Raw genomic sequence first — 21,960 nt, 5'->3', positions numbered from 1 at the left:
CTTCCATTAGAAACCCTGTAGCCGCTACAGGGTCAAGCGGAATTTGCACGAAAGAATGAAAAAGGGGATGCCATGCGTATCGGAGAACTGGCCAAACGGACAGATTGTGACGTGGAAACCGTGCGTTACTATGAAAAGGCGGGCTTGCTGCAGGAACCGGGGCGCAACAGCGCCGGCTACCGCGAATACCGCGAAGAACACCAGGAACGGCTGCAATTCATCCGCCATTGCCGCTCCTTGCAGATCGGCCTGACCGATATCCGCGCTTTGCTGGAATTTAAGAACAATCCGGCCGAAGGCTGCCAGAGCGTCAACGAATTGCTCGACCACCATATCCTGCGCATCGCCGAGCAGATGGCAAATTTGCAAACCCTGCAGCAGCAACTGGTGACCTTGCGCCACCAGTGCGACCAGCCGCAACCGTCGCAAGACTGCGCGATTCTGCAAAACCTGTCCGAGGCCGCCAGCGGCCACGACTGCGCCTGCCATACCGAACTCCCACAATCCCATTGATTCATGTTGAAACTGTTACCTGCAAGAACTTTATTCACCTTGTCCCTGCTGTCGCCGCTGAGCCATGCGGCAGATGTTCCCGCCGCCGCCGGCCACTACCTGACCCTGTACGCCGTGCCCGGCGTGCCGCAAGACGATGATCCGTACACCTGGAGCACGGTGGGCAGCAAGCAACTGACAAAGGGCGTGACCAAGGCGGACGGCCGAGCCTATCTCAAGGCAGAAGAGGGCGAAGAGACGTATGTCCTGGAAACGGTCAGCATGCGCTGGACGTTCACGGTGCCGGCTCGCTGCTGGCAAGAAGCGCCTGCCACCTTCCAGTCTTGCCTGAAACTCAAGCAAAGCGCCAGCCAATACGATATCAGACAGGATGCGGAAAAACTGGCCAGAGAGAAAGATCAACAGGCCAAGGCGGTAGCCTACGAGCTGGCGGTGCGGGCCAACGACGATGCGCTGGCCTGGCTGGGCAAATTGCCGCCGCAGTGGTCCGTACAGGAACACGCCAGACGCCTGCTGGCCATCGGCGACAAGATCGAGCGGCATATCGCCAGCGGCTTGCGGCAAGGCGGCCCCGATGCGCGCCAGTTTGTCTGCAAGGCGCCCACGGCCTACGGCGCGTTGCCGCAGCAGCAAGCCGTGCTGGCCTATCAGCTGCAGCCGCGGCCCGTGCCGCACGCCGGTGCCGCCTGGGACCAGCTGCTTGCGGCTGCCGCGCAGGGCAACTGGATGGCGCGCCTGGAAGTGTATGAGGCGTTGGCGGAGCGCAAGGTGAGCGAACTGAGCTATGTGGAGCAGGCGCGCCTGGTGCAATTGATGGAATGGCTGCAGCAACGCGAAATCGCCGGCCTGTACAGCTTTTTCAGCGCCCGTACCCTTGGCGACGATGCCACGCAAGACCGCGTGGCACGCCTGGCCGCCATGCAAGGCAGCGTTGCCGACCAGAGCGTCGTCGGGACGCTGCTGCAGGACGAGGACGATCCGGCACTGGCGGCGGCAGGCAAGCGGATGCTCGACTGCGCGGCAGCGGCCATGCGGTCGCCGCGCTAACGCGGCAGCGGCGGCGGGCCGCCGTCGCCCAGGCGGAAGGCGTCGACCACGCGCAATAAATCATGCGCCTGGTCCTGCATGCTTTGCGCGGCGGCGGCCGATTGCTCGACCAGGGCAGCATTGCGCTGGGTCAATTCGTCCATTTCCGTGATGGCATTGTTGACTTCCTCGATGCCCTTGCTCTGGCGCTGGCTGGCCGCCGTGATGTCGTTCATGATCTCCGTCACCTGCTGAACGGAGGCGACGATATCGCCCATGGTGCGCCCGGCGCTGTCGGCCAGCTCGCTGCCCGTTTCTATTCTGGCAACGGAATCCTCGATCAGCTGCTTGATTTCGCGCGCCGCCGTGGCCGAGCGCTGCGCCAGGCCCCGCACTTCCGTGGCGACGACGGCGAAGCCGCGCCCCTGTTCGCCCGCGCGCGCCGCTTCCACGGCCGCGTTCAAGGCGAGGATATTGGTCTGGAAGGCAATGCCGTCGATGACGGCGATGATGTCGACGATGCGCCCGGAACTGGCCTTGATCGACCCCATCGTCTCAACCACCTGGCCCACGACGCGGCCGCCTTCCAGCGCCACGTTCGAGGTCGACAGCACCATCTGGTTGGCCTGATGCGCATGGCTGGCGTTTTCCTTCACGGTATCGGTCAGCGCATGCATGGACGAGGCTGTTTCCTGCAAAGAATGCGCTTGCGACTCCGTACGGGCCGACAGGTCCGCATTGCCGAGGGCGATTTCGCTCGCTTCCACCGTGATGGTGGAGCCCGCCTGGCGTATCTCGCCCAATAAAGTGTTCCAGTTTTTCAAGACGGTAGCCAGCGCCCGCGACAGCTTGCCCACCTCATCGTCGCTCCGGGCGTCGATGTGCGTGGTCAGGTCGCCGGCCGCCAGGCTTTCAGCGGCGCGGCACGCCTCGTCGATGGGGCGCACGACGGAGCGCGCCACCCAGGTGGCAATCAGGGCCAGCAGGGCAAAGCCAACAGCCATGGTGCCCAGCGACAGCCAGCCGGCGCGCTGGCCCGCATTTTTTGTCTCTTGCAGCGCGTCGACCGTGCGGTGGTCGAGGTTGAGCAGCACCTGGCGCAGTTGCCCGCTCACTTGCTGGTAGTGCCCGGCGGCATTTTGCATCGCCGCCACGCCCGTATTTGGGTCCATCGAGGCCAGGTCCAGCGCCTGCGCCACGCTGGCACGGTAGCGCTCGACACCGGGCAGCGCCTGGCCCGCTTCCGTGGCGGCGCCCGAGAATTGCTTGAGTTCCTTCAAGCCTTGCGCGATGGCATTGAGCTGGCGATCCGTTTGCGCGCCGAACTGCTTGAACTGTTCGTCAGACAGGCTGGCGGCGATGGCGATCTTCGCATACACGTCGGCATGTACCTGACCCAGGGCAATGGCTTGCTGGTTGGCAAGCCGCTCGGCCGTCAAGGTGACGTCTTTCAAGTCGCGCATGCGGCTTTCGTTTTGCTGCATGGCGAAATAGGACAAGGCCCCCATGGCCAGCAGGCAAGCCAGCGCGACCACCGGGACGATCAACATCTTCTGTGCGATTTTCACATGAGGCCCATATCGTTGAGAAATTCGTCGAGAGATCGGTGTGCCATCCCGGCGCTGGCGGCGCGGCGGCAGGCTACAGGTAGATGCCGCCGCAGACGACGGTCTCGGCGAGTTTCTCGCAATACATCACCTTCGGCTCGATCTTCTTGGTTTCCGGATTCGTGAATTTGTATTCCTGCCAGAACGTGCCCTTGCTCTTGGCCAGGTCGACTCGTTCCTTCACAAAAGCCTTGCCATCAATATCCTTCAGCTCGATCAAGTTCTTGCCGACCATTTTCGGATTGGCGCCATGCGCAACCACCGTCCCGTCGAGTTTATAGACGACCAGGTACAGGTCGTGCAGGATGAATTGCGGCGACTTGGCCGTGATGTCGCCATACGCCTTGGCGTCGCCGGCGCTCTTGATGTAGGACACGCCTTTCTTGACCATGGCTTCCGCGTCGGCGCGCGTGGCGCCGCCTTCGGCAGCGCTGGCGATACAGGGCAGCATGCCGGCGGCAAGCATGACCGACAGGCAAATGGCAGGGGCGAACTTGGGCATGAGAATCTCCTTCACATTGCGGCAGGGGAAAGCCGGCGGGGAACCGGTGCGGTGAGGCGGCGCCTATCGAAGTGCCGACGTTTCATAGTAGCGCGATGCCAGCAGACATGCGCTGGTGCAACAGATTTTTTTTGAATGGGGCGTTTTTGCAACGATGCGTGCAGACGGCCGTAATCGCGTCCACAGAGGGAAAGTGAGAGCGCAGACTAGCGTATCGATAGTGTGGTGCGGGCGCCGCGTTACCAGCTGGCAGGGTCTTCCGCCGCCGCGCGCGCCAGGTCGTCGTGCCAATCTTGCTGCACCAGGCGGTAGATATCGGCAAAGAAGGCGCGCGGATCGGCCATTTCATCCCACAAGGCAGGCAGGGCATTCGTGCTTTCCGGGTCATGTTCGAGGATGGCCTGGAAATCATAGCCGGGGTCTTGCAGCGCCTGCGCCAGCACGGCCACCAGCGCATGGCGGTGGCGATAGCTGAGTTCCTTGTACTGCGACGTGATGTCGCGCCGTATCAGGGCCGCGCGCTGGAGCGGGTCGTTCATGTCCCAGCGGTCCAGTTCCACGCCCAAGGTTTCTTCACGATCATACACGTCGAAGGGGCCGAGAAAATGGTGAAGCGTAGGAATGTAGGGAGCATCGCTCCAGGGGCCGCGCAGCATGGGACTCTTTCGTTTGATTGCTAAATGATCACGCGCATTCGGGCAAGGTCCAGCTTTCGTCGCCCATGTCCGTCGGGTAGATGGCGCGGGTCTGGTTCTGGCCCCAGCGCGCATGGTCGAGGATGCCGTCTTCATGCATGTCCAGTACCCATTCCGTGCTTTCCAGCAAGGTGCCATCCTTGTGGTAGACGCGGAAGAAGGTGGAAGTGCTCAGCGCGCGCACGATGTTCTGCGGCACGCCGTTGCCGTAGTGGGGTACATAGGTATTGATCACGCACGTGCGCTGATCGTTCCATTCCTGGGCATACACGCTGGCATTGCGCGCCGCGCTGACTTTGATGAAGAGCCAGCCTGCCAGCAGGAGGATGAGCAGGAAGGCGGCGGCGATCAGGCCGGTTTTCTTGAGTAGCTGCATGAGGTCATGGCATGGCCAAAAACGAAGTTGCCGCATTGTATGTCAAGAGCAGATATGCTTGCCGTACGGCACGTACAGCAAGCATATCCCCGCTAATTGCCGGTAACTTGGCTATTGACTTGGCTATTTGCCCACCGCCGTGTGCAGGGTATTGGCCATGTCCAGATGATGTTGCAACGCTGGCAAGGTCTTCGCGGCAAAGGCCTTGATGTCGGGATCGCTCGCCTTCTGGCTGGCATCCGTGAACAGTTTCACCGCCTCCTTGTGCGCCGCCACGCCGATGGTGGCCGCATATTCCTTGTCAAACTGCGCGCCTTCCAGGCGGCTCAGCTTGTCGATCTGCGCCTGGTGCTTCTTGCCGGGCTGGTCGCTGACCTCGATTTGCTTGCTGCTGGCCAGCTGTTTCAGCTCATCCGCCGCTTTCGTGTGATCGGTGACCATGGCATCGGCGAATTTCTTCACTTCCGCATTGCTGCTCTTGCTTTGCGCCACTTTGCTGGCGGCAATTTCCGTGCTGCCAGCGTCGGCGGCCTTGCTGAGGAATTGCTTGTCGTACGCGCCCGGCGCCGCGGCGGCGATGCTGTTGATGGCGATGCCGCTCAATAGGGCAACGGCGGCGCCGATGGCCACGCTTTTGAAGGACGGGGCACGGGAGCTGGTGGTCGGGATAGGCATGGGAAATCCTTTCGAGTGTGGTTTTTTCTACAAGCTGATGACAATGTTAAGCCAGCAGCCTGCGCACACCCATAGGACAGTCGCGATCATGCCCGTAGGATTAGTCCTGTTCGTTAGCGCACAGTTCGACTTGCTTCAGGGCAAATAAGGCGGCAATGCCGGCATCGCGGCGCCACGCAGGCATGCCGATATCGAGCCATTCCGCCATCGCGTCCAGGTGCGACGGTTCCGAGACGCTGTGTTCGAGTTCGTCAAGCACCGTGTCGCGGTCGATATACAGGCTATCCAGCCACGCGTCGAATGAAGGCGCCAGTTCCATCAGGCCATGGGCGCGCTTGCCTGTCCAGTCCGGTAACTCCTGCACATACGCCAGCACGCGGCCGCCGCCTTCCTCAGTCAGATCCAGATAAACCATGGAATTGCCGCCATCGCGGGCGAACGGCAGGATGCGCACCGGCATGTCCGTATGCTTGCGCGCGGCGCGGATTTCGCCGACCAAGGTTTCGTCGCAGAAATCGCCTTCGTCGGCGCTGAAAAAGGTATTGAAACCCATTTTTTCCACGCCGCCATTGCCGTCCGGCACATCGCAGGTGTAATCAAACCAGGCGCCGTTGGCCACTTGCAAGAAAGCCAGGAAGGCGGGCGGCAACGGCGCTTCCAGCAGGGCTTCGATGGCGGCGAGCTGCTGCGCCGTGGGGGCGGGCTTGGCGCCCTCGAGCGCCAGGTGGCGGTATTGCGTGTAATAAGTCATTGATTATCCTTGTAGTTTCTTGCGGCCGCGACGCCATCCTCGCAGCCCGTCTCCACCTTGGCCAGCGCATCGACGAGTCCCGCGCGCAGCACGGCCATCGAGCGGGCCTTGTCGTCGATCTGGGCGATTTTCGTTTCCAGCATGGCCCGCTTGGTTTGCGCATCGAGCGCATTTTCCTGCCAGACGGCAATGACCTCGGCAATTTCCTTCAAGGTAAAGCCCAGCGCCTTGGCGTGGCCGATCAGCTCGATCCGGCGCAAGGCTTGCGCCGAATATTCCTTGTAGTTATTCGTCAAACCCGGCTGTGGCGCTTCATCCAGCAGCCCCTGGCGCTCGTAAAAGCGCACCGTATCCTTGCTGACACCCGTCAGGCGGGTGATTTCTCCGATACGCATCGATTCCCCTTGACCGTGGACTAAAGTCTACAGTTTACAGTAGAAACACTTTCAACTACACACCGCTGCCATGACCGCCATCAACTACACCAACCAGACCGTGCTGATCACGGGCGCTTCGTCCGGCATCGGCCGCGTCTTTGCGGAAACCCTGGCCGCGCGCGGCGCGCATTTGCTGCTGCTGGCCCGCTCCGGCGCCGTGCTCGAAACGCTGGCCGCCGACCTTGCCAAGCGCCACGGCATCCGCGCGCACGCGCTGGTGGCGGACCTGAGCCTGCCTGGCGCCGCCGCACAAGCCCATGCGCAGGCTTGCGCGCTGGGCATGCCGCCCGACGTACTGATCAATAACGCGGGTTTCGCCACGCACGGCCGCTTCGAAAGCATCGATCTTGCACGGCAAGTCGGCGAAGTGACCGTCAATTGCACGGCCCTGATGGAAATGACGCACTGCGCCTTGCCGCACATGCTGGCGCAAAAGCGGGGCGCCATCATCAACGTGGCGTCCACGGCGGCCCTGCAGCCCGATCCCTACATGGCGGTCTACGGCGCCAGCAAGGCTTTCGTGCTGTCGTTCTCGGAAGCGCTGTGGGCGGAAAACCGCAGCCGCGGCGTGCGCGTGCTGGGCTTGTGCCCGGGCGCCACGGAGACGGCTTTCTTCGACGTCGTGGCCGCGCCCGAAGCGGCCGTGGGCCAGCGCATGGCGCCGCAAGCCGTCGTCGACGAAGCGCTGCGCGCGCTGGACCGGGGCCGCAGCAGCCACGTGGCGGGCCGCCCGAACCGGCTGCTGGCCTGGCTGCCGCGATTGCTGCCGCGCCAGACCGTGCTGGGCATCGTGGAAGGCATGCTCAAGCCGAAGGCGGCCTAGGCATCAGAACACCATGGTGGCGAACATGGCCAGCACGGCCGTCGCCATGACGATGGTCGACAGCCAGCCCAGCGCCCGCAGGCGGCGCGAAATGGTCAAGGTGCCCATGATGGCGGGGCGCGAGGCCATCACCATCATCAGGGCCATGATGGGCACGGAAATGACACCGTTGATGACGGCGCTCCAGTACAGGGCCTTGATGGGGTCGAGCGGCGAAAAGCACAGGGCGGCGCCGATCACGGTGGCCGTGACGATGATGCCGTAAAACTTCTTGGCGGCCCGGGGCGCCAGTTCCAGGCTGTTTTTCCAGTGAAAGGCGCCGGCCATGGCGTAGGCGGCCGAGCCGGCCAGCACGGGAATGGCCAGCAAGCCCGTGCCGATGATGCCCAGGCTGAACAGGGCGAAGGCGAAGTCGCCCGCGATGGGGCGCAGGGCAGAAGCGGCCTGGGCGGACGTATCGATGTGCGTGATGCCTTGCGCGCCCAGGGTCACGGCCGTCGTCAGCATGATGAAGAAGGCCACCAGGTTGGAAAAGCCCATGCCGATGGCCGTGTCCATCTTGATGCGCTGGAATTGCCGTGGCGCCTGTTCCGGCGCGCGGCGCAAGGCTTGCGCGCTGGCATCGGCCTGCAAGTCTTCCACTTCCTGCGAGGCTTGCCAGAAAAACAGGTAAGGGCTGATCGTGGTGCCGAACACGGCCACGATCATGGTCACCGAGGCGGCCGACCAGGCGAACTGTGGCCAGACGGTGCGCAGCGCCACTTCGCCCCAGGGAATGTGCACGGTCAGCACGGTGGCCACATAGGCCAGCAAGCCCAGGGTCAGCCATTTCAGGATGCGCACGTACTGTTGATAGGGAATGAAGACTTGCAGCAGCAGCGACAGCAAACCGAAGCCGGCGGCGTACAGATGCGTGGGGCCGCCGATGATCAGGGTCAGGGCATCGCCCATGGCGGCCACGTCGGCGGCGATATTGATGACATTGGCCAGCAGCAGCAAGCCGACGATGGCGTACAGCAAGGATTTCGGATAGTGGCGGCGGATATTCGTTGCCAGCCCGTGGCCGCTGACCCGGCCGATCTTGGCGCTGATGACCTGGATGCCCAGCATCAGGGGGAACGTCAGGCAGACGGTCCACAGCATGCCGAAACCGAACTGGGCGCCCCCCTGCGAATACGTGGCGATGCCGCTGGGGTCGTCATCGGCCGCGCCTGTGATCAGGCCGGGGCCCAGCTTGCCCAGCCAGGTGTCGGATGGGTCGGCCTGGCCGCTGTCGGTCTGCATGCGTCGCTCCTGCGTGATGGAGCGAGCAGCGTATCACAGGCGGGCGGCGTGCAGAAGGGGCGCCGCCCGGGAAACTCGCGCCTCAGTAGCGCGCATCCTTGGGCTTGCCGCCCTTGGGCCAATCCTTGACCTTGTCGGGGAAGTCCGGACGGGGCATGTGCGTAAAATATTCGGCCACGTCGACGGCGTCCTGGTCGGACAGGTTGCCTTGGCCCAGGGGAAACTTCTGGCCATGGCCCATCACCATATTGGCCTTGACGAAGCCGGCCGCCGTGTAGGTGCGGGCCATGCCGGCGCCAATGTTGAAGGAACGCTCGCCCCACAGCGGCGGGAAGGCGACGACGCCGTTGGCGCCCTTGATGCCTTCGCCATTCGCGCCATGGCAAACGGCGCATTGCTCGGCATACACTTTTTTGCCATGCACGGGATCGGGCAGCAGAGCCCGGTCGATCTTCGCCACGCCGCGTCCCGCCACCTTGTCGCCCGCCTGCGTGGCGCCCTTCATCCAGTCGATGTAGGCGACCATCGCCTGCAGGTCGGGGCCGTCCACGGGCAGCGGCTTGCCGTGCATGGAGCGGCGGAAGCAGCCATTGATGCGCTCTCCCAGGCTGATGACCTTGCCGGCGCGCGGCGCTTCCGACGGGAAGAAGGCGGAAATGCCGAGGAAGGGCGAACCGCCGGCCACCGTGCCGCCATTCAGGTGGCAGCTGCTGCAATTGAGGTCGTTGCCCACATTTTGCGGCAGGCGGGCCCGCGTTTCCATCATCAGCTGCATGCCGTGGATCAATTGATTGGCGTTCGGATCGGCCGTCAGGGCGGCGAAGCGGGGCGTGACGAAGCCGCCCGCGTCCGGCGCCTTGAGCTTGAGCTCCTTGCGCACCTTGGCGATCTGCGCGGGCGTCACGGGTGCGCCCTGGTTGCCCCACTTGCCGCGCACAAAGGTGAGGATTTCCGCCAGTTCCGTGTCCGACAGGCGGTCATACGCGGGCATGCCGAACGAGCGGGGCGAGTGCTGCGTGACGGCCGACTGCCAGCCCGTCAGCGCGATATGGATGACGGTGGTGGCATCCTTCGACTGCACCGAGTCGTTCTGCGCCAGCGGCGGGAAGATGTTGTCCACGCCACGGCCGTCGCGGCGGTGGCAGGTGGCGCAAAACTGCAGGTAGCCCAGGCCGCCCCGCGTGTTGTACAGGGCATCGTTGCTGGCCGCCACGACGGGCGCCGTTTTCTTCGGCGGCGCGGCCACCCCATCCTTGGCCGGCAAGCCGTGCAGGTAGTGCGCCAGCGCGTCGAGGTCGGCATCCGTGAAGTATTGCGTGCTGTGCGTGATGACTTCCGTCATGCTGCCGGCCGCCGTGCCGAAACTGTTGCGGCCCGTTTTCAGCAATTGCACGATGTCGCCCGGCGTCCACAGATTGCGCAGGTTCACCGCATGCCAGCCATCGAAGGTAAAACCGGACAGGTAATGCTTGCCGCTGCCGCCATCCTGGCCCATGGTTTTTTCCTGGAAAGCCACGCCGCGCGGCGTGTGGCAGGAGCCGCAATGGCCGAGACCCTGGGCCAGATAGCTGCCCCGGTTCCACTGGGCCGACTTGGCGCTGTCGGGCTTGAACGGCGCGTCTTCGAGGAAGACGGCATTCCACAGCGACAAGCCCCAGCGCATGCTGAACGGCCATTTCATGTCCGTTTCGCGGTTTTGCTGCGCCACGGGCGCCACGCCGCGCTGCAGATAGGCGTACAGGGCCTGCATGTCGTCGGGCGTGATCTTCGCGTAGGAAGGGTAGGGCATGGCCGGGTACAGATTGTGGCCGTCCGCAGCCACGCCCTTGCGCATGGCGCGGTCGAACTGGGCAAACGTGTACGTGCCCAGGCCCGTCTTCGCGTCGGGCGTGATATTCGTGCTGTAGATGGTGCCGAACGGCGTTTTCAGTTCCAGGCCGCCGGCCATGGCGGCGCCGTTCGGGCTCGTGTGGCAGGCCACGCAGTCGCCAAGGCGGGCGACGTATTCGCCGCGCTTGATCAGCTCGGCCGAGGCTGCGGGCATCCTGGCGGGCGCGGCGGCGGGTGCCGCCCTGGCGTTGGCGCAGAACGCCAGCATGCCCAGGAGCATTGCCGCCAGCCAGGCAGTGATCGAAAAGGAAAAAGCGGGAGGGCGGCGCGAACCGCGGTGCAGGATGGAAATGGCGTTCATGGTGACCCTTTATTATTACGCGCAAGCTTACGCAGTCGTCACCACGGCGAACATTGGGAATTTCTTTCGAGCAACTAGGTAATCTTCCCTAGTGTTTTATAGCGGGAAATCGTGTAGCGGCGCCTGCAAGCTGGCCAGGATGCGTTCGCGCAGCCAGCGGTGCGCCGGGTCCAGGTGCATGCGTTCGTGCCAGACCATGGCCATTTCGTAGTCGGGCAGGGCGACGGGCGGCTCCCATGTGCGCAGCGCGCCCAGCGCATTCTTCAGCAGGCGCGACGGCAGCAGGGCCACCATGTCGGACGCTGTCAGCAAGGGCGGCACGATCAGGAAATGCGGCACGGACAGCACCACCTTGCGCGTGCGCCCCAGCTTTTCCAGTGCCGTATCGACGTTGCTGCGGAAACCGCCGCCGTTGGGCGAGACGACGATGAATTCCAGCGCGCAGAACTGGTCGAGGTTGGGCGGCGATTGCAGCAGCGGGTGGTCGTGGCGGCCCGCCAGCACGTAGTGTTCAGTGAACAGCGTGCGGTGGCGCAAGCCGGGCGGCGCTTCTTCCTGCGCCAGGAAACCCAGGTCGACCTGGCCCGTTTCCAGGTCGTGCGCCATGCGCGCCGGCACGGCTTCGAACACGGCCATGCGCGACAGGGGCGCCTGCGCGCGCAGGGCGGGCAGCATCGGCAGCAGGATCGCATATTCGGCGGCGTCGGCCGCCGCCAGGTTCCAGCGTACCTGGGCCGTGGCCGGATCGAAGGCCGCTTCGGGCTGCAAGACCTGTTCCAGCTGGGCCAGCACGGCTTGCAAGGGCGCCAGCAGGGCCAGCGCCCGCGCCGTGGGCAGCATGCCGCGCGGACCGGGCAAGAGCAGCGGATCGTCAAAGGCCGCGCGCAGCTTGCCCAGTTGCACGCTGACGGAGGGCTGGCTCAGGTACAGCCGCGCGGCCGCCCGCGTGACGTTGCGCTCGATCAGCAGGGCGTTGAGGGTCAGCAGCAGGTTCAGGTCCAGCTTGCGCAAATTGTCCATGACTATACCTTGTATATCAACTATTCATTTCCGCTATGATAGCGCAAGCCCTACAGTGGTTCCTGTGACTTTTACTCTTCACCTTTTACAGGAACTAACTGATGCAACTCCATGAATATACAAGCTTTGATGGATTAGGACTGGCCCAGCTGCTGCGCGAGGGCGCCGTTTCCGCTGCCGAATTGCACGACGCAGCCCTGCGCGCCTGCGCCGCCGTCAATCCGCAGATCAATGCCGTGGTCGAGCTGTGGCCGGCCGATGTATCGCAGGTGGACGGCACCGCGCCATTCGCCGGCGTGCCATTCCTGATCAAGGATGTGGCCGTCACGATGGCGGGCCAGCGCAGCGAAGCGGGCAGCCGCCTGGGTGCCGGCCATGTCGCCGCGCTGGACTCCCACCTGATGACGCAGTTCCGCGTCGCCGGCCTGGCGACGTTCGGCCGCACGAGCACGCCGGAAATGGCCTTTGCCACCACCACGGAACCTGTGCTCTACGGCGCCACGCGCAACCCGTGGAATGTCAGCCTGAGCGCGGGCGGCTCCAGCGGCGGCGCGGCGGCGGCCGTGGCGGCTGGCATCGTGCCGCTGGCGCACGCGACGGATGCGGCCGGCTCCATCCGCGTGCCAGCCGCCTCGACGGGCCTGTTCGGCTTCAAGCCCAGCCGTGGCAGGGTATCGAACGGCCCCGCCATGGACGAAATCTTCAGCGGCCTGGGCGTGCAGCTGGGCGTGAGCCGCAGCGTGCGCGACAGCGCCGCCTTGCTCGACTGCGTGCAGGCAATCATGCCGGGCGAACCGTATGTGACGAGCGCGCACAATTTCACCTGGCTGTCGCAGGTAAGCGTGGCGCCGGGCAAGCTGCGCATCGCCGTGCAGCGGACCGCCAGCAATGGCGCCCGGCCCGTGCCTGCCGTCAATGCCGCGCTGCAAGACACCGTGCGCCTGCTGGAAAACCTGGGCCACCACGTGGAAGAAGTGCAACCAGCGCTGGGCGTGTCGTGGCAAGCCTTCGTACACGCCAATGCCGGAATCTGGTGCGCCAACCTGGTGCCGTGGATAGACGGCCTGGCGCGGGAAAGCGGGCGCGCCGTGTCGCTCGATACGCTGGAACCGTCCACTTTGGCCTGCTACCGGTACGGGCAGACGGTGTCGGCCGTCGATTTCGTGGCCGCCCTCGACGTGCGCAACACCGTCACGCGCCAGGCCGGCGCCCTGTTTGGCCAGTACGACGTGCTGCTCACGCCCACCATGCCGGATATGCCTTGGCAACTGGGGCGCTACGGGGAAAAGGAGGAACAGCTCGATGGGCTGGGCTGGACGGCGCGTCTGTTCGAGCATTCGCCGTACACGCCGCTGGCCAACGTGGCGGGCTTGCCGGCCATGTCCGTGCCGCTGGGCATGTCCAATGATGGCTTGCCGATCGGCATGCAGTTCATGGCCGGGTATAGTCAGGATGGAACCTTGCTGCGCCTGGCGGGCCAGCTGGAGCGGGCGGCGCCATGGCTTCCAAGGCGGCCGCCTGTGTGGGCGGGCAAGGTGCAGGCACGCCTTGCGGACGGCTGAAACCGGCCACCATCGCGGCTTTGGCCAGCGACAAGAAGCCGGGGTCGGACCCGCCGGGTCCGACCCCAGTCCTTGTTCTTGGGTGAAAAGTATCAGGTGGGTATCGTAGTCAGCTGCGCCGCGCCCCGGCCTTCCATGCGAAAACGAAATCGTTCCCACAGCCGGTCGTGGAAGGGCAGCACGATCACGTTGCAGATGGGCTCGACCACGGCCAGCAAGCCGCCGAAGGCCATGGAACCCGTGGCCCAGTACATGACGCTGAAAGCGACGCCCATGTGCATGGCCGTCTGGCTCAGCTTTTCACCGGCCAGGGCGGCAAAGCCCAGGCGGCTGGCCGCATAGCGGCGGCGGATCGCGTGCCAGGCTTTTTCATGCCACGGCAGCAGGCCCACATTGATGATCGGTTCGATGATTGCGGCCAGGCCACCGAGTGCCAGCGAGCCCGTCAGCAAATAGGCAAGGCCGAAGGCGATCGACATGTGCGTGCACACCTGGCTGAATGTTTTGATGGCTGTGAACAAGGGACGCTCCTTTCTGTTGAATTCGCTTATCCTTGATTTAGATAGTAACGATTCTCATTTACAAAAGGAAGTGAAATATTTCAACCGGGTCGATAGATTTCATCTATTGATTTGGAAATATCAATTGCCCATACTGCGGGCGTATCCCGCTGCAGGCATCGCCGTCAGCGTATGGCCGTCGCCTGCGACCAGACGGCTTGCCAGCGTCCATCGCGCCACTCATAGCTATCCATATGCCAGTAGCGGGCGCGCGGTACGGCGTGGCCGCCAAAGACGATTTCCAGTTGCGCCGAGTAACGCAGGATGGCGGCCGTGCCGTACAGGCGCACGCTGATCGCTTCCGGTTCCCAGCTCAGATAGCGCATGTGGCCGGAGGCGATGGCGCCCAGGTAGTGTTCCCGTGACAGCATGCTGCCGATGGGCGTGATCAGCTGGAAGTCGTCGGCATGCAGGGCGCGCGCCGCCTGCGTATCGGCGGCCACGAGGGCGCGCAAACGGCTGCGTTCCGTATGGCGCAGCAGGTCCATCTGCTGTTCTTCAGTCGGTGCGGCATTGAAATCGTGCATGGCAGTCCTGTTCGGGTAGGTGATTGACATTTTGACGGTTTTTGTCCAAAAGTCATGTTGACACTATATGCTCAAAGTGTCAACATGACTGGATGACGACCGATACCCTGAAAAGCCAGCTCATCCTTGATGCCGCCCTGGCCGTGTTTTGCCGCTACGGCTACCGCAAGACGTCCATGCTCGACATCGCGCAGGCGGCCGGCATGTCGCGCGCGGCGCTGTATTTGCACTTCAAGAACAAGGAAGACGTGTTCCGCGCCGGCTCCGAACGGACCCATGCCACCGTGATGGCGCACGTGGCGGCGGCGATGGCCGAGCCCGCTCCCGTTCTTGCGCGCATCGAAACGGCCTTGCTGGCATTCCAGCAAGGCTTGATGGCGGAAATTTCCGCCAGCGCCCACGGACAGGAATTGTTCGACGCCAACATGACCCTGGCCGCCGACATCACCTTGACGGCGCGGGCAACCTTGGTGGCGGCGCTGGCCGGCGCGCTGGAACAGGCCGAAGCGGCGGGCGACATTGCGCTGCGCCGGGTGGACGCGACTGCCGCGCAAGTGGCCGCCTTGCTGGTGGCCGTCATGGATGGCATCAAGCACACGCAAGGGGGAGGGGAGGCGTTGCGCCAGGGCATTGCGCTGCAGATGCGCGTGCTGGGCGCGGCGCTGCTGCGCATGTGAGCGGCAAAGCCCGCATGCGCAGTCGGGCAATGCCGCTTACGGCAAGGTTTTCAGGACATTCTTCGTCGGCACGGAGAAGTTATAGCCGTCGTGGCGGTCCCAGTTGATTGACCACGTCATCACGCCGCGGAAGTCCGGATACGCCTGCAGAGGCTTGATGGTGCCGCAGTTGAGCAGGCGCGTCAGGCAATTCAGGGCGTTGCTGACGTCGGCATTCGTCGTGAAACCGGAGCCGGCCGAGCTGCGGCCCGATGGCACGCCGAAGCCCACCTGGTCCGGACGCAAGCCGGCGAAGGTGTTGCCGCCATAGTTAAAACCCTCGATCAGCATGCGCGCCGTGGCCACCAGCTGGTCGGCCGAGCCCGCCTTGATGGCACCCGTGGCGTACGGCGTGTAGATGTCGCCATTGTTGTAGTACTGCGGGTGCAGCACCGTCAGCTCGTTGCGCAAGGCATTGATGATGGGAATGTAGGCGCCCCAGATGCTGCCGTAGCTCGTGTAGCCCCCTTCCACGTACACCCATTCCGGCGCCATCGACAAATAAAAGCTGCTGCCGACCTTGGCTTTCAGGTTTTTCACGGCGATCGGCAGATAGGTCTGGATGGCCGCGCCTTGCGCCACGCCGTTTTCCAGGTCCAGGTCGATGCCGTCGAAGCCGTATTTGGTGATGATGGCGTACAGGCTGTTGGTGAAATTCGTCGCTTCGGCCGTGTTGCCGACGGAAACGGAACCGTTTTGCCCGCCCAGCGACAGGATGACTTTCTTGCCCTTGGCCCGCTTGGCGGCCACGTCGGCGATGAATTGCGCTTCTGTGCCCGCACCCGGATCGATGGTCAGGCTGACATTGCCGCCGCCCGCGTTGTCGCCGAACGAGACGACGATCACGTCCCAGTCGTCGCTGACCTGGCTGATCGGATAGGTGGCGCCGCTGGGGTTGGTGAAGTTGTGCCAGTAGCCAATCAGCGCGTGCTTGGCCAGGCCGGTAGGCGTCGGAGTTGGAGTTGGGGTTGGTGTCGGGGTAGGGGTTGGTGTCGGGGTAGGGGTTGGTGTCGGGGTAGGCGTTGGAGTCGGGGTAGGTGTTGGCGTCGGTGTCGGGGTGGGCGTAGGCGTCGGGGTAGGAGTCGGTGTCGGCGTACCGCAGTCTCCCACCACCGTCCAGGGCTGGCCGCTGCCGGCGCCGCCGCTGCTGGTCGACGGGTTATTGCCTTGCGTCCACCAGTTGGCCGTGTAATTGACGTTGTTATAACTGGCCTTGCCGCCGCCGTTGTAGGCGGTGCCGCTGTTCCATGGCGTGTAGCAGGCGACCGCTTCGGTGGCGCCGGCCAGCAGCTGGCTCGCGCCTGCGCTGGAGCCGTCGCCCCCGCCGCAAGCGGCCAACGTCCCGCCGAAGAGGGTAAGGATGAGGGTATTCATGACTGTCCGGTTCATTGCGTCTCCTTGTGTATTTTTTTCATGGCCGAGCCGGTTTATCACCGTCCGATTTTTGAGAGTGCAAGCATTGCAGGTGGTAGTCAACTGGTTTTATTGTTTGTGCAAGATCACAATACCAGTTGCGGACTTTCCCCTTCGGATGGGCGATGCGGGCCATACCAGTGCCTGTTTTCCGGTGTGCTGGTATGGTGCCAGGAATGGTGCCGGGAGCAGGGCGGGGAAGGGCGGATGACTCTCTCAGCGGCTGCGGTATTGTTTCCTGGCGCAAATCGGCATGCGGCACGCGACACGTCCAGCAGCGACAGAAAGCGGCGGCAATGCGCTAAAAGAAGCGCCGGGCGTAGATGCGAGCGGGTCATGCGGGTCTCCTGATTGCTTATCCAATGTTGAGACTTCTTATTCAACATAGTCGGCAAGCACCTGATTTCATTGAAATTACAAGGCCAGCAATCTACCGCTGGACAAGGCGATGGGCTGGCGCTCATGGCGCGTTTTTGTCTTTTTTTTAAGCGCGCCGTGTTCCTTTCGTTAAAGAAAGCCTGTAACTTCCTGCATGGCAGCGTGCCATGACGAAAGCGATAACGATGAAAAAGATATTGATACTGGGTGCAGGCGGACAGGTGGCGCAGTGGGTCATCCGCGCCTTTGCGAGCCGTAAAGACTTCGCCTTGACGCTGTTGCTGCGCAATCCCGGCAAGCAGCCAACGCCAGTCCCGGCCAACGGCAACGTGCTGGCCGGTGACGTGCTGGACCAGGCTTTGCTGCGGCAAACGATGCCTGGTCACGACGTGGTCTACGCCAATCTGGTGGGCGACGACATGGAAGCCCAGGCCAACAGCATCATTGCCGCCATGCGGGCCTCGGGCGTCGAACGCCTGATTTTCGTCCTGTCGATGGGCATCTACGATGAAGTTCCCGGCAAATTCGGCGAGTGGAACAACGCCATGCTGGCCGAAGACCTGAAACCATTCCGCCGCGCCGCCGACGCCATCGAAGCGTCGGGCCTGGCATACACCATCGTGCGTCCAGCCTGGATGACGAACGAAGACGAGGTCGACTACGAACTGACGACACGCCACGCGCCATTCAAAGGCACCGTGGTCTCGCGCCGGAGCGCGGCAGACCTGATCGCCAGCATCATCGAAACGCCAGACCTGCACCGGCACGCCAACCTGGGCGTGAACAAACCGAACACGGACGGGGACAAGCCGTATTTCATGTAGCTTGTGAGCCACCAGCGACAGCGGCGCGCAAAGGGCCAAAATCGCATTTGCGATTGTATAAGTTGCAAAACGGGGGATTTGACAAATCCGTCCATAACTTCGCATAATTTATATTATGTAAAATTGATGATGATAGGTTGGAGGTACTTCTGGTACTAATTATTGCACCAAAAAAATCGCTGTACCCCGCTCGTTGAGTGACGCTAACGCAGAACTTTTAGCGGGGTCTATAGAGGTACTTGCTCAGCAGCTAAATTAAGAGGTACAAATCCATGCACAAGTACCAAATCAGCCAAATGATTAAAATTAACACACAGCTTCCCAACTCGCCCGAAAATATCGTCTGTCCAAACAACAATTTGGCAGCTGCTATCAGACGCTGCTATCAGTCGACTCGTAGAAGAATCTCTGAGATTCTGTAGCTCAAGCGATAGTTCACGACTCATCGAAACAATTTGATCGCGAGTATATAAATCATCTATGGTTGATTGGTCAGCCAACTTACCTATAAACTTTTCAGCCTCTAGCAAACTAGAATATCTAGACGGCTCAGATAAAATCATATGCACTGCTAGCAGTAGTTCAACTGCATGCGCCATTTGAGCGACGAAATTATCTACTGAAAAGCTAAGCACGCATTGAGACGACTGACTACCATTCTCACGGACGGCCTCAAAATCTAGCTGAAGCACGTTCAACAATAGATGAAGGTTACTAAGCCTGGCAGATACAGCCTTGGTAAATCCAATGCTATCCGCAAACGAATCAGTCCAACTAACCGTGTGAGAAAAATTTAATGAAGAAATTTTCATCACGGGCATAGTAGCTATCTTTGTGGACTCAACTTTTGCCTGATGACCCTCCCCAAATATTGGGAGTACGCCATTATATTGAGCCTTTACTTCAATTAAATCTACCTGAGGCTCTTTATGTGCAGCGAAAGTTTTCATCTTGCTTCTAGAACCATACGCTACTACTCCTTCCACCCCCTCCTTCATCAGAAGATAATCATTGCGACTATTCAAAATTAATATACTGTTTAATGCATTTTCCGAACATCGCAACAAGCTAGCTGCTTCCGACGTAGTTCCCAATGCAATTGCCAAGTTAGCCTGAACTTTTGGTTCGTTATGATTCAAATCTCTTTCTGTTGGATAAGGAACGGCGAGCCAACGCTGGTAATCAAGCGCTGCCCGTGCCGGTCATAGCTTCATCTATTGGAATAATAGTGGCAGCGCGGTACCCTCGGAAATGACTTAACTTTATTGACTTTAAACGCATTTCTCTCCCCCATTCCTATAATTTAAAAACTTAGCCAAATTAGCGATCGTACACTGAGTAAACTAAACGATGAATCTACTTAGTTTTTTTAAAAAAGTCTCTTTTCCGCAACAAGTGACATATTTATAGAAATTCACATCATATTATGTTGCAGCAACTCAAAAATTAAGATACCGATCATTATTTATTAAAGTCGCCACGTTTGGCGCGCTCACAGAAACCATGATACCGAATTGCATCTTTAAAGCAACGCTCACATACACGTTGTCGCAAACAGTACCGAGCCTGTTGTATAGCCCATTTTGGAACACCAAGCATATACATAAAGTCGCCTAGAACACTGGTTCGGTTGACTGCCCGCCAGTTTGTTCGCCTGGAGTTACGAATAATCCAGTACTGATTGCGAAACTCATCCTCAATTTGCTCCAGTATCCGCAGTGTATTAGCGTCAAAATTTGCCATATCACTTCCCTCCTCCCCGCCTATCAAGGTGGAGTAACTTTCAGAACGGACAATCGCCCAGCGCTTGGGCAATCCGGGTGCAGTCGCCAGGTACACGACGCCGAGATTGTTGTTGCACCAGGTCTGCAGGCCGTCCATGCAATGACCTGATAGCGCCTGGAATGCGACTTGCGCAGCGCGCAGCATGTTTGTACAAGACGGCACCCGCCATACATCCACTTCAGGCACCACGATGCCCCTGGAGCGGAAGTAGCGTTTCTGGTCGAGCGCCCTGCACTGCGTTTCCTTGTCGCAATACTTTGTCGCGCTCATTGAAGAACAGGCTCTTGGCGCTTTGCATTTTCATGTGGCCGTCAAGTTCGCAGCGCAGCATGTTTTCTCTGTAGGTGACTGTGGAGTGTGGCCATGCGATCAGTACCGGCTGGAAGCCGCCCGCCCGATGCTGCTTAATTTTTTATACAACATATTGCGCAATATATTGTATTCTTGAGTCTCATCGGGGAGAAACATCAGAATGCGCTATCACTCATGTCTGCTTCAAGCGCTGTCGGCGCTGTCCGTCATTTGCGCATCGGGCGCTTTTGCCGAGGTGCCGGGCATCTCGCGAGACGAAAAAGGCGCGATCATCGCCTCCCTCGACAGTACCTTGAATACGAACTATGCGTTTCCGGACATCGCGCGAAAAATTGCGCCGGTGCTTCAGGAGCGTCTGAAAAAGGGAGATTATGACTCGGCGGCGACGAAGGCAGAGTTTGCGGGCAAGCTGACCGACGATCTCATCAAAGTCAGCGGCGACCTGCATTTCTTCGTGGGTGCCGACGCAAAATGGATCGCGGAAGTCAAGGCGAAGGCCAACCCGGCGCTCAAGGCCAAGGTACGAAAAGAAGAATTGAGCAGGCTGGAAGAGAGCAATTTCGGTTTCGACGAGGTCGCTCGCCTGAAGGGCAATATCGGTTATATACGGTTCAGCTATTTTGCCGATCCCGAGCTTGCCTATGATACGGCCGCGTCCGTTATGCGCTTCGTCGGCAATACGGATGCCGTCATCATCGATTTGCGCTATAACAATGGCGGACATCTGGAAATGGCGCAATTCCTGGCCAGCTATTTCTTCTCCAGCGAGAAAGACCAGCTGCTCTTCGACTACTATTACAATGAGGATGGCAAGCGTATCCAGCGCGGACAATGGGTGCTGCCGGGCCTGCCGGGCAAGCGCATGGTGGACAAGCCCGTCTATATCCTGACCGGCTCAACGTCGTTTTCCTCAGCAGAATGGTTTTCCTATGCGATGAAGAAGCTCGGGCGGGCAACGCTGATCGGGGAGCGGACCGCTGGCGGTGCGCATCCGGTTGCGCGCAAGCCGCTCAACGACGATTTTTTCGTGCAAGTGCCGATCGGCCAGATCCAGGACCCCGTGGACCATGGCGATTTTGAAGGTGTCGGCGTGCAACCTGATATCCCTAGCCCCTCTATTCGCGCCCTTCCTCTGGCGCACAAGCTGGCGCTTGAACATCTGGCCAAGACCGATGACGCCAGGCGAACCGAACTTGCCTGGCTGCTCCCGAGCCTGACGGCAGCGATCGAGCGCCCGCACGTCGATGCCGCGATGTTGGCGAAAGCCGCCGGAAAATACGAAGGCCGCCAGATCATCCTGGACAATGGCACGCTTTACTATCTCTGGCGCGAACGGTTCCGGGTCGCGCTTGAGCCGATCGGTCCCAACCTGTTTGCGGTGGAAGGCGTGTCGGATTTTCGATACCGCCTGACTACCTTGCGCGGGAAAGTGACGGAGCTGGAACGCGTGAACAAGGATGGCAGCATCCAGAGGTACAAGCGCCTTGACTAAAAAAACCCATCAACCGGCCCCGATCGATGACGCCGTGTTTCTCGGCCGCGCTGTCGAACGGCTGAGCGTCTTGATCGCCGAGCAATCCAAGACTGTCTTCGATACGATGGGGATCGTCATCCCGGTTCGTTCGTGTTCGCTGATGACTGTCCTGGCAACGCTCGGCACGGCCTCCGCTGCGGATCTGGCGCGCGAACTCGGACATTCGCACCAGCTGGTCATGCAAAAGATACCAAAGCTGCTCCGCCTAGGCCTCGTACGGTATCGGAACGATGACAATGATGCCCGGCGACGACTATTGGAGCCCACGGAGGAAGGCTTGTCGCAGCTCGCGAAATTCGAGCAGTGCACGGTGCTGATCCGGGCGGCCTATGCCGGCCTGTTTGCCGAGGTGGGGGACGTCAGGCAATTCGTGGACCGGGCCGCCGATGCGCTCAACGAGAAGCCGCTGGACAAGCGCATCCATTCCCCGGCGCGTTTGACCTGACGCA

General features: G+C 61.2%; 23 protein-coding genes. 8 read left to right on the top strand and 15 right to left on the bottom strand.

The window, feature by feature from the left end:
• The first annotated feature begins 72 nt into the window (after positions 1–72).
• Positions 73–513, top strand: coding sequence for a Cd(II)/Pb(II)-responsive transcriptional regulator (cadR, locus tag AC1Q6X_RS06465; protein ID WP_070218780.1), 441 nt, complete (start codon positions 73–75; stop codon positions 511–513).
• 3 nt (positions 514–516) lie between these two features.
• The gene (locus AC1Q6X_RS06460; RefSeq protein WP_492495866.1) at positions 517–1,560 is read left to right on the top strand and encodes a hypothetical protein; all 1,044 of its coding nucleotides are present in this window, start codon (positions 517–519) and stop codon (positions 1,558–1,560) included.
• Here the strand turns inward: AC1Q6X_RS06460 and AC1Q6X_RS06455 are convergent.
• The 7 genes from AC1Q6X_RS06455 to AC1Q6X_RS06425 all read right to left on the bottom strand — a co-directional run bounded on the left by AC1Q6X_RS06455 (position 1,557) and on the right by AC1Q6X_RS06425 (position 6,540).
• On the bottom strand, positions 1,557–3,089 hold the full coding sequence (locus AC1Q6X_RS06455; protein ID WP_492495864.1) for a methyl-accepting chemotaxis protein: 1,533 nt from the start codon (positions 3,087–3,089) through the stop codon (positions 1,557–1,559). The two genes, AC1Q6X_RS06460 and AC1Q6X_RS06455, sit on opposite strands and share 4 nt — an antisense overlap.
• Before the next feature lie 91 nt (positions 3,090–3,180).
• Positions 3,181–3,648 (bottom strand): cache domain-containing protein, encoded by a 468-nt coding sequence (locus AC1Q6X_RS06450; RefSeq protein ID WP_083287192.1) that lies wholly within the window; start codon positions 3,646–3,648, stop codon positions 3,181–3,183.
• Between the two features lie 239 nt (positions 3,649–3,887).
• Positions 3,888–4,304: a hypothetical protein gene (locus AC1Q6X_RS06445; RefSeq protein WP_070288385.1), complete on the bottom strand. Its 417-nt coding sequence runs from the start codon at positions 4,302–4,304 to the stop codon at positions 3,888–3,890.
• Positions 4,305–4,332: 28 nt separating this feature from the next.
• The gene (locus AC1Q6X_RS06440; RefSeq protein ID WP_492495862.1) at positions 4,333–4,719 is read right to left on the bottom strand and encodes a hypothetical protein; all 387 of its coding nucleotides are present in this window, start codon (positions 4,717–4,719) and stop codon (positions 4,333–4,335) included.
• Between the two features lie 123 nt (positions 4,720–4,842).
• Positions 4,843–5,394 (bottom strand): DUF4142 domain-containing protein, encoded by a 552-nt coding sequence (locus AC1Q6X_RS06435; protein ID WP_492495860.1) that lies wholly within the window; start codon positions 5,392–5,394, stop codon positions 4,843–4,845.
• 100 nt (positions 5,395–5,494) lie between these two features.
• The gene (locus AC1Q6X_RS06430; protein WP_492495858.1) at positions 5,495–6,145 is read right to left on the bottom strand and encodes an SMI1/KNR4 family protein; all 651 of its coding nucleotides are present in this window, start codon (positions 6,143–6,145) and stop codon (positions 5,495–5,497) included.
• A complete protein-coding gene (locus AC1Q6X_RS06425) occupies positions 6,142–6,540 on the bottom strand; it encodes a MerR family transcriptional regulator (RefSeq protein WP_492495856.1) in 399 nt (132 codons plus the stop codon). The genes AC1Q6X_RS06430 and AC1Q6X_RS06425 overlap by 4 nt, the downstream gene beginning before the upstream one ends.
• 70 nt (positions 6,541–6,610) lie before the next feature.
• Here AC1Q6X_RS06425 and AC1Q6X_RS06420 point away from each other — a divergent pair, with 70 nt between their 5' ends.
• Positions 6,611–7,405: an SDR family NAD(P)-dependent oxidoreductase gene (locus AC1Q6X_RS06420; protein WP_492495854.1), complete on the top strand. Its 795-nt coding sequence runs from the start codon at positions 6,611–6,613 to the stop codon at positions 7,403–7,405.
• 3 nt (positions 7,406–7,408) lie between these two features.
• Here AC1Q6X_RS06420 and AC1Q6X_RS06415 read toward each other — a convergent pair whose 3' ends face one another.
• The 3 genes from AC1Q6X_RS06415 to AC1Q6X_RS06405 all read right to left on the bottom strand — a co-directional run bounded on the left by AC1Q6X_RS06415 (position 7,409) and on the right by AC1Q6X_RS06405 (position 11,900).
• On the bottom strand, positions 7,409–8,689 hold the full coding sequence (locus AC1Q6X_RS06415; RefSeq protein ID WP_492495852.1) for an NRAMP family divalent metal transporter: 1,281 nt from the start codon (positions 8,687–8,689) through the stop codon (positions 7,409–7,411).
• An 82-nt stretch (positions 8,690–8,771) separates the two neighbouring features.
• Positions 8,772–10,799, bottom strand: coding sequence for a c-type cytochrome (locus AC1Q6X_RS06410; RefSeq protein ID WP_492496063.1), 2,028 nt, complete (start codon positions 10,797–10,799; stop codon positions 8,772–8,774).
• Positions 10,800–10,976: 177 nt separating this feature from the next.
• Positions 10,977–11,900, bottom strand: coding sequence for a LysR family transcriptional regulator (locus AC1Q6X_RS06405; protein WP_492495850.1), 924 nt, complete (start codon positions 11,898–11,900; stop codon positions 10,977–10,979).
• Positions 11,901–12,001: 101 nt separating this feature from the next.
• On the opposite strand from AC1Q6X_RS06405, the gene AC1Q6X_RS06400 reads away from it, so the two are divergent.
• Positions 12,002–13,462 (top strand): amidase, encoded by a 1,461-nt coding sequence (locus AC1Q6X_RS06400; protein WP_492495848.1) that lies wholly within the window; start codon positions 12,002–12,004, stop codon positions 13,460–13,462.
• A gap of 92 nt (positions 13,463–13,554) precedes the next feature.
• Here AC1Q6X_RS06400 and AC1Q6X_RS06395 read toward each other — a convergent pair whose 3' ends face one another.
• Both AC1Q6X_RS06395 and AC1Q6X_RS06390 read right to left on the bottom strand, forming a co-directional pair.
• A complete protein-coding gene (locus AC1Q6X_RS06395; RefSeq protein ID WP_492495846.1) occupies positions 13,555–13,983 on the bottom strand; it encodes a DUF2061 domain-containing protein in 429 nt (142 codons plus the stop codon).
• Between the two features lie 164 nt (positions 13,984–14,147).
• The gene (locus AC1Q6X_RS06390) at positions 14,148–14,549 is read right to left on the bottom strand and encodes a nuclear transport factor 2 family protein (protein ID WP_492401384.1); all 402 of its coding nucleotides are present in this window, start codon (positions 14,547–14,549) and stop codon (positions 14,148–14,150) included.
• Positions 14,550–14,641: 92 nt separating this feature from the next.
• Here AC1Q6X_RS06390 and AC1Q6X_RS06385 point away from each other — a divergent pair, with 92 nt between their 5' ends.
• Positions 14,642–15,226, top strand: a complete 585-nt coding sequence (locus tag AC1Q6X_RS06385) for a TetR family transcriptional regulator (RefSeq protein ID WP_492495844.1) — start codon at positions 14,642–14,644, stop codon at positions 15,224–15,226.
• A gap of 36 nt (positions 15,227–15,262) precedes the next feature.
• Here AC1Q6X_RS06385 and AC1Q6X_RS06380 read toward each other — a convergent pair whose 3' ends face one another.
• Complete coding sequence (locus AC1Q6X_RS06380) at positions 15,263–16,639, bottom strand: chitinase (protein ID WP_492495842.1); 1,377 nt, start codon at positions 16,637–16,639, stop codon at positions 15,263–15,265.
• Positions 16,640–17,223: 584 nt separating this feature from the next.
• Here AC1Q6X_RS06380 and AC1Q6X_RS06375 point away from each other — a divergent pair.
• Complete coding sequence (locus AC1Q6X_RS06375; protein WP_492495840.1) at positions 17,224–17,880, top strand: SDR family oxidoreductase; 657 nt, start codon at positions 17,224–17,226, stop codon at positions 17,878–17,880.
• Positions 17,881–18,107: 227 nt separating this feature from the next.
• Here AC1Q6X_RS06375 and AC1Q6X_RS06370 read toward each other — a convergent pair whose 3' ends face one another.
• Together AC1Q6X_RS06370 and AC1Q6X_RS06365 are read right to left on the bottom strand one after the other, a co-directional pair.
• Positions 18,108–19,019, bottom strand: coding sequence for a hypothetical protein (locus tag AC1Q6X_RS06370; protein ID WP_492495838.1), 912 nt, complete (start codon positions 19,017–19,019; stop codon positions 18,108–18,110).
• A 322-nt stretch (positions 19,020–19,341) separates the two neighbouring features.
• Positions 19,342–19,935, bottom strand: coding sequence for a hypothetical protein (locus AC1Q6X_RS06365; RefSeq protein ID WP_492495836.1), 594 nt, complete (start codon positions 19,933–19,935; stop codon positions 19,342–19,344).
• A 202-nt stretch (positions 19,936–20,137) separates the two neighbouring features.
• Between AC1Q6X_RS06365 and AC1Q6X_RS06360 the strand changes: the two genes are divergently transcribed.
• Positions 20,138–21,469 carry a S41 family peptidase gene (locus AC1Q6X_RS06360; protein WP_492495834.1) on the top strand — a complete coding sequence of 444 codons (1,332 nt, stop codon included), beginning with the start codon at positions 20,138–20,140 and terminating at the stop codon, positions 21,467–21,469.
• Complete coding sequence (locus AC1Q6X_RS06355) at positions 21,462–21,956, top strand: MarR family winged helix-turn-helix transcriptional regulator (protein WP_492495832.1); 495 nt, start codon at positions 21,462–21,464, stop codon at positions 21,954–21,956. The genes AC1Q6X_RS06360 and AC1Q6X_RS06355 overlap by 8 nt, the downstream gene beginning before the upstream one ends.
• Positions 21,957–21,960 lie beyond the last annotated feature (4 nt).

This window comes from Janthinobacterium sp. GW823-FHT06H09 (assembly GCF_058794735.1).
This window is presented reverse-complemented; position numbering and strand designations above follow the sequence as displayed.

Excerpts from the sequence above, each read along its gene's own strand:
- AC1Q6X_RS06430 (WP_492495858.1), bottom strand. The coding sequence starts at position 6,145 with ATGACTTATTACACGCAATACCGCCACCTGGCGCTCGAGGGCGCCAAG.
- AC1Q6X_RS06360 (WP_492495834.1), top strand. The coding sequence starts at position 20,138 with ATGCGCTATCACTCATGTCTGCTTCAAGCGCTGTCGGCGCTGTCCGTC.
- AC1Q6X_RS06400 (WP_492495848.1), top strand. The coding sequence starts at position 12,002 with ATGCAACTCCATGAATATACAAGCTTTGATGGATTAGGACTGGCCCAG.
- AC1Q6X_RS06380 (WP_492495842.1), bottom strand. The coding sequence starts at position 16,639 with ATGAATACCCTCATCCTTACCCTCTTCGGCGGGACGTTGGCCGCTTGC.
- AC1Q6X_RS06425 (WP_492495856.1), bottom strand. The coding sequence starts at position 6,540 with ATGCGTATCGGAGAAATCACCCGCCTGACGGGTGTCAGCAAGGATACG.
- AC1Q6X_RS06420 (WP_492495854.1), top strand. The coding sequence starts at position 6,611 with ATGACCGCCATCAACTACACCAACCAGACCGTGCTGATCACGGGCGCT.
- AC1Q6X_RS06440 (WP_492495862.1), bottom strand. The coding sequence starts at position 4,719 with ATGCAGCTACTCAAGAAAACCGGCCTGATCGCCGCCGCCTTCCTGCTC.
- AC1Q6X_RS06460 (WP_492495866.1), top strand. The coding sequence starts at position 517 with ATGTTGAAACTGTTACCTGCAAGAACTTTATTCACCTTGTCCCTGCTG.
- AC1Q6X_RS06385 (WP_492495844.1), top strand. The coding sequence starts at position 14,642 with ATGACGACCGATACCCTGAAAAGCCAGCTCATCCTTGATGCCGCCCTG.
- cadR (WP_070218780.1), top strand. The coding sequence starts at position 73 with ATGCGTATCGGAGAACTGGCCAAACGGACAGATTGTGACGTGGAAACC.
- AC1Q6X_RS06445 (WP_070288385.1), bottom strand. The coding sequence starts at position 4,304 with ATGCTGCGCGGCCCCTGGAGCGATGCTCCCTACATTCCTACGCTTCAC.
- AC1Q6X_RS06375 (WP_492495840.1), top strand. The coding sequence starts at position 17,224 with ATGACGAAAGCGATAACGATGAAAAAGATATTGATACTGGGTGCAGGC.
- AC1Q6X_RS06435 (WP_492495860.1), bottom strand. The coding sequence starts at position 5,394 with ATGCCTATCCCGACCACCAGCTCCCGTGCCCCGTCCTTCAAAAGCGTG.
- AC1Q6X_RS06405 (WP_492495850.1), bottom strand. The coding sequence starts at position 11,900 with ATGGACAATTTGCGCAAGCTGGACCTGAACCTGCTGCTGACCCTCAAC.
- AC1Q6X_RS06365 (WP_492495836.1), bottom strand. The coding sequence starts at position 19,935 with ATGAGCGCGACAAAGTATTGCGACAAGGAAACGCAGTGCAGGGCGCTC.
- AC1Q6X_RS06450 (WP_083287192.1), bottom strand. The coding sequence starts at position 3,648 with ATGCCCAAGTTCGCCCCTGCCATTTGCCTGTCGGTCATGCTTGCCGCC.
- AC1Q6X_RS06415 (WP_492495852.1), bottom strand. The coding sequence starts at position 8,689 with ATGCAGACCGACAGCGGCCAGGCCGACCCATCCGACACCTGGCTGGGC.
- AC1Q6X_RS06390 (WP_492401384.1), bottom strand. The coding sequence starts at position 14,549 with ATGCACGATTTCAATGCCGCACCGACTGAAGAACAGCAGATGGACCTG.
- AC1Q6X_RS06455 (WP_492495864.1), bottom strand. The coding sequence starts at position 3,089 with ATGTTGATCGTCCCGGTGGTCGCGCTGGCTTGCCTGCTGGCCATGGGG.
- AC1Q6X_RS06410 (WP_492496063.1), bottom strand. The coding sequence starts at position 10,799 with ATGCTCCTGGGCATGCTGGCGTTCTGCGCCAACGCCAGGGCGGCACCC.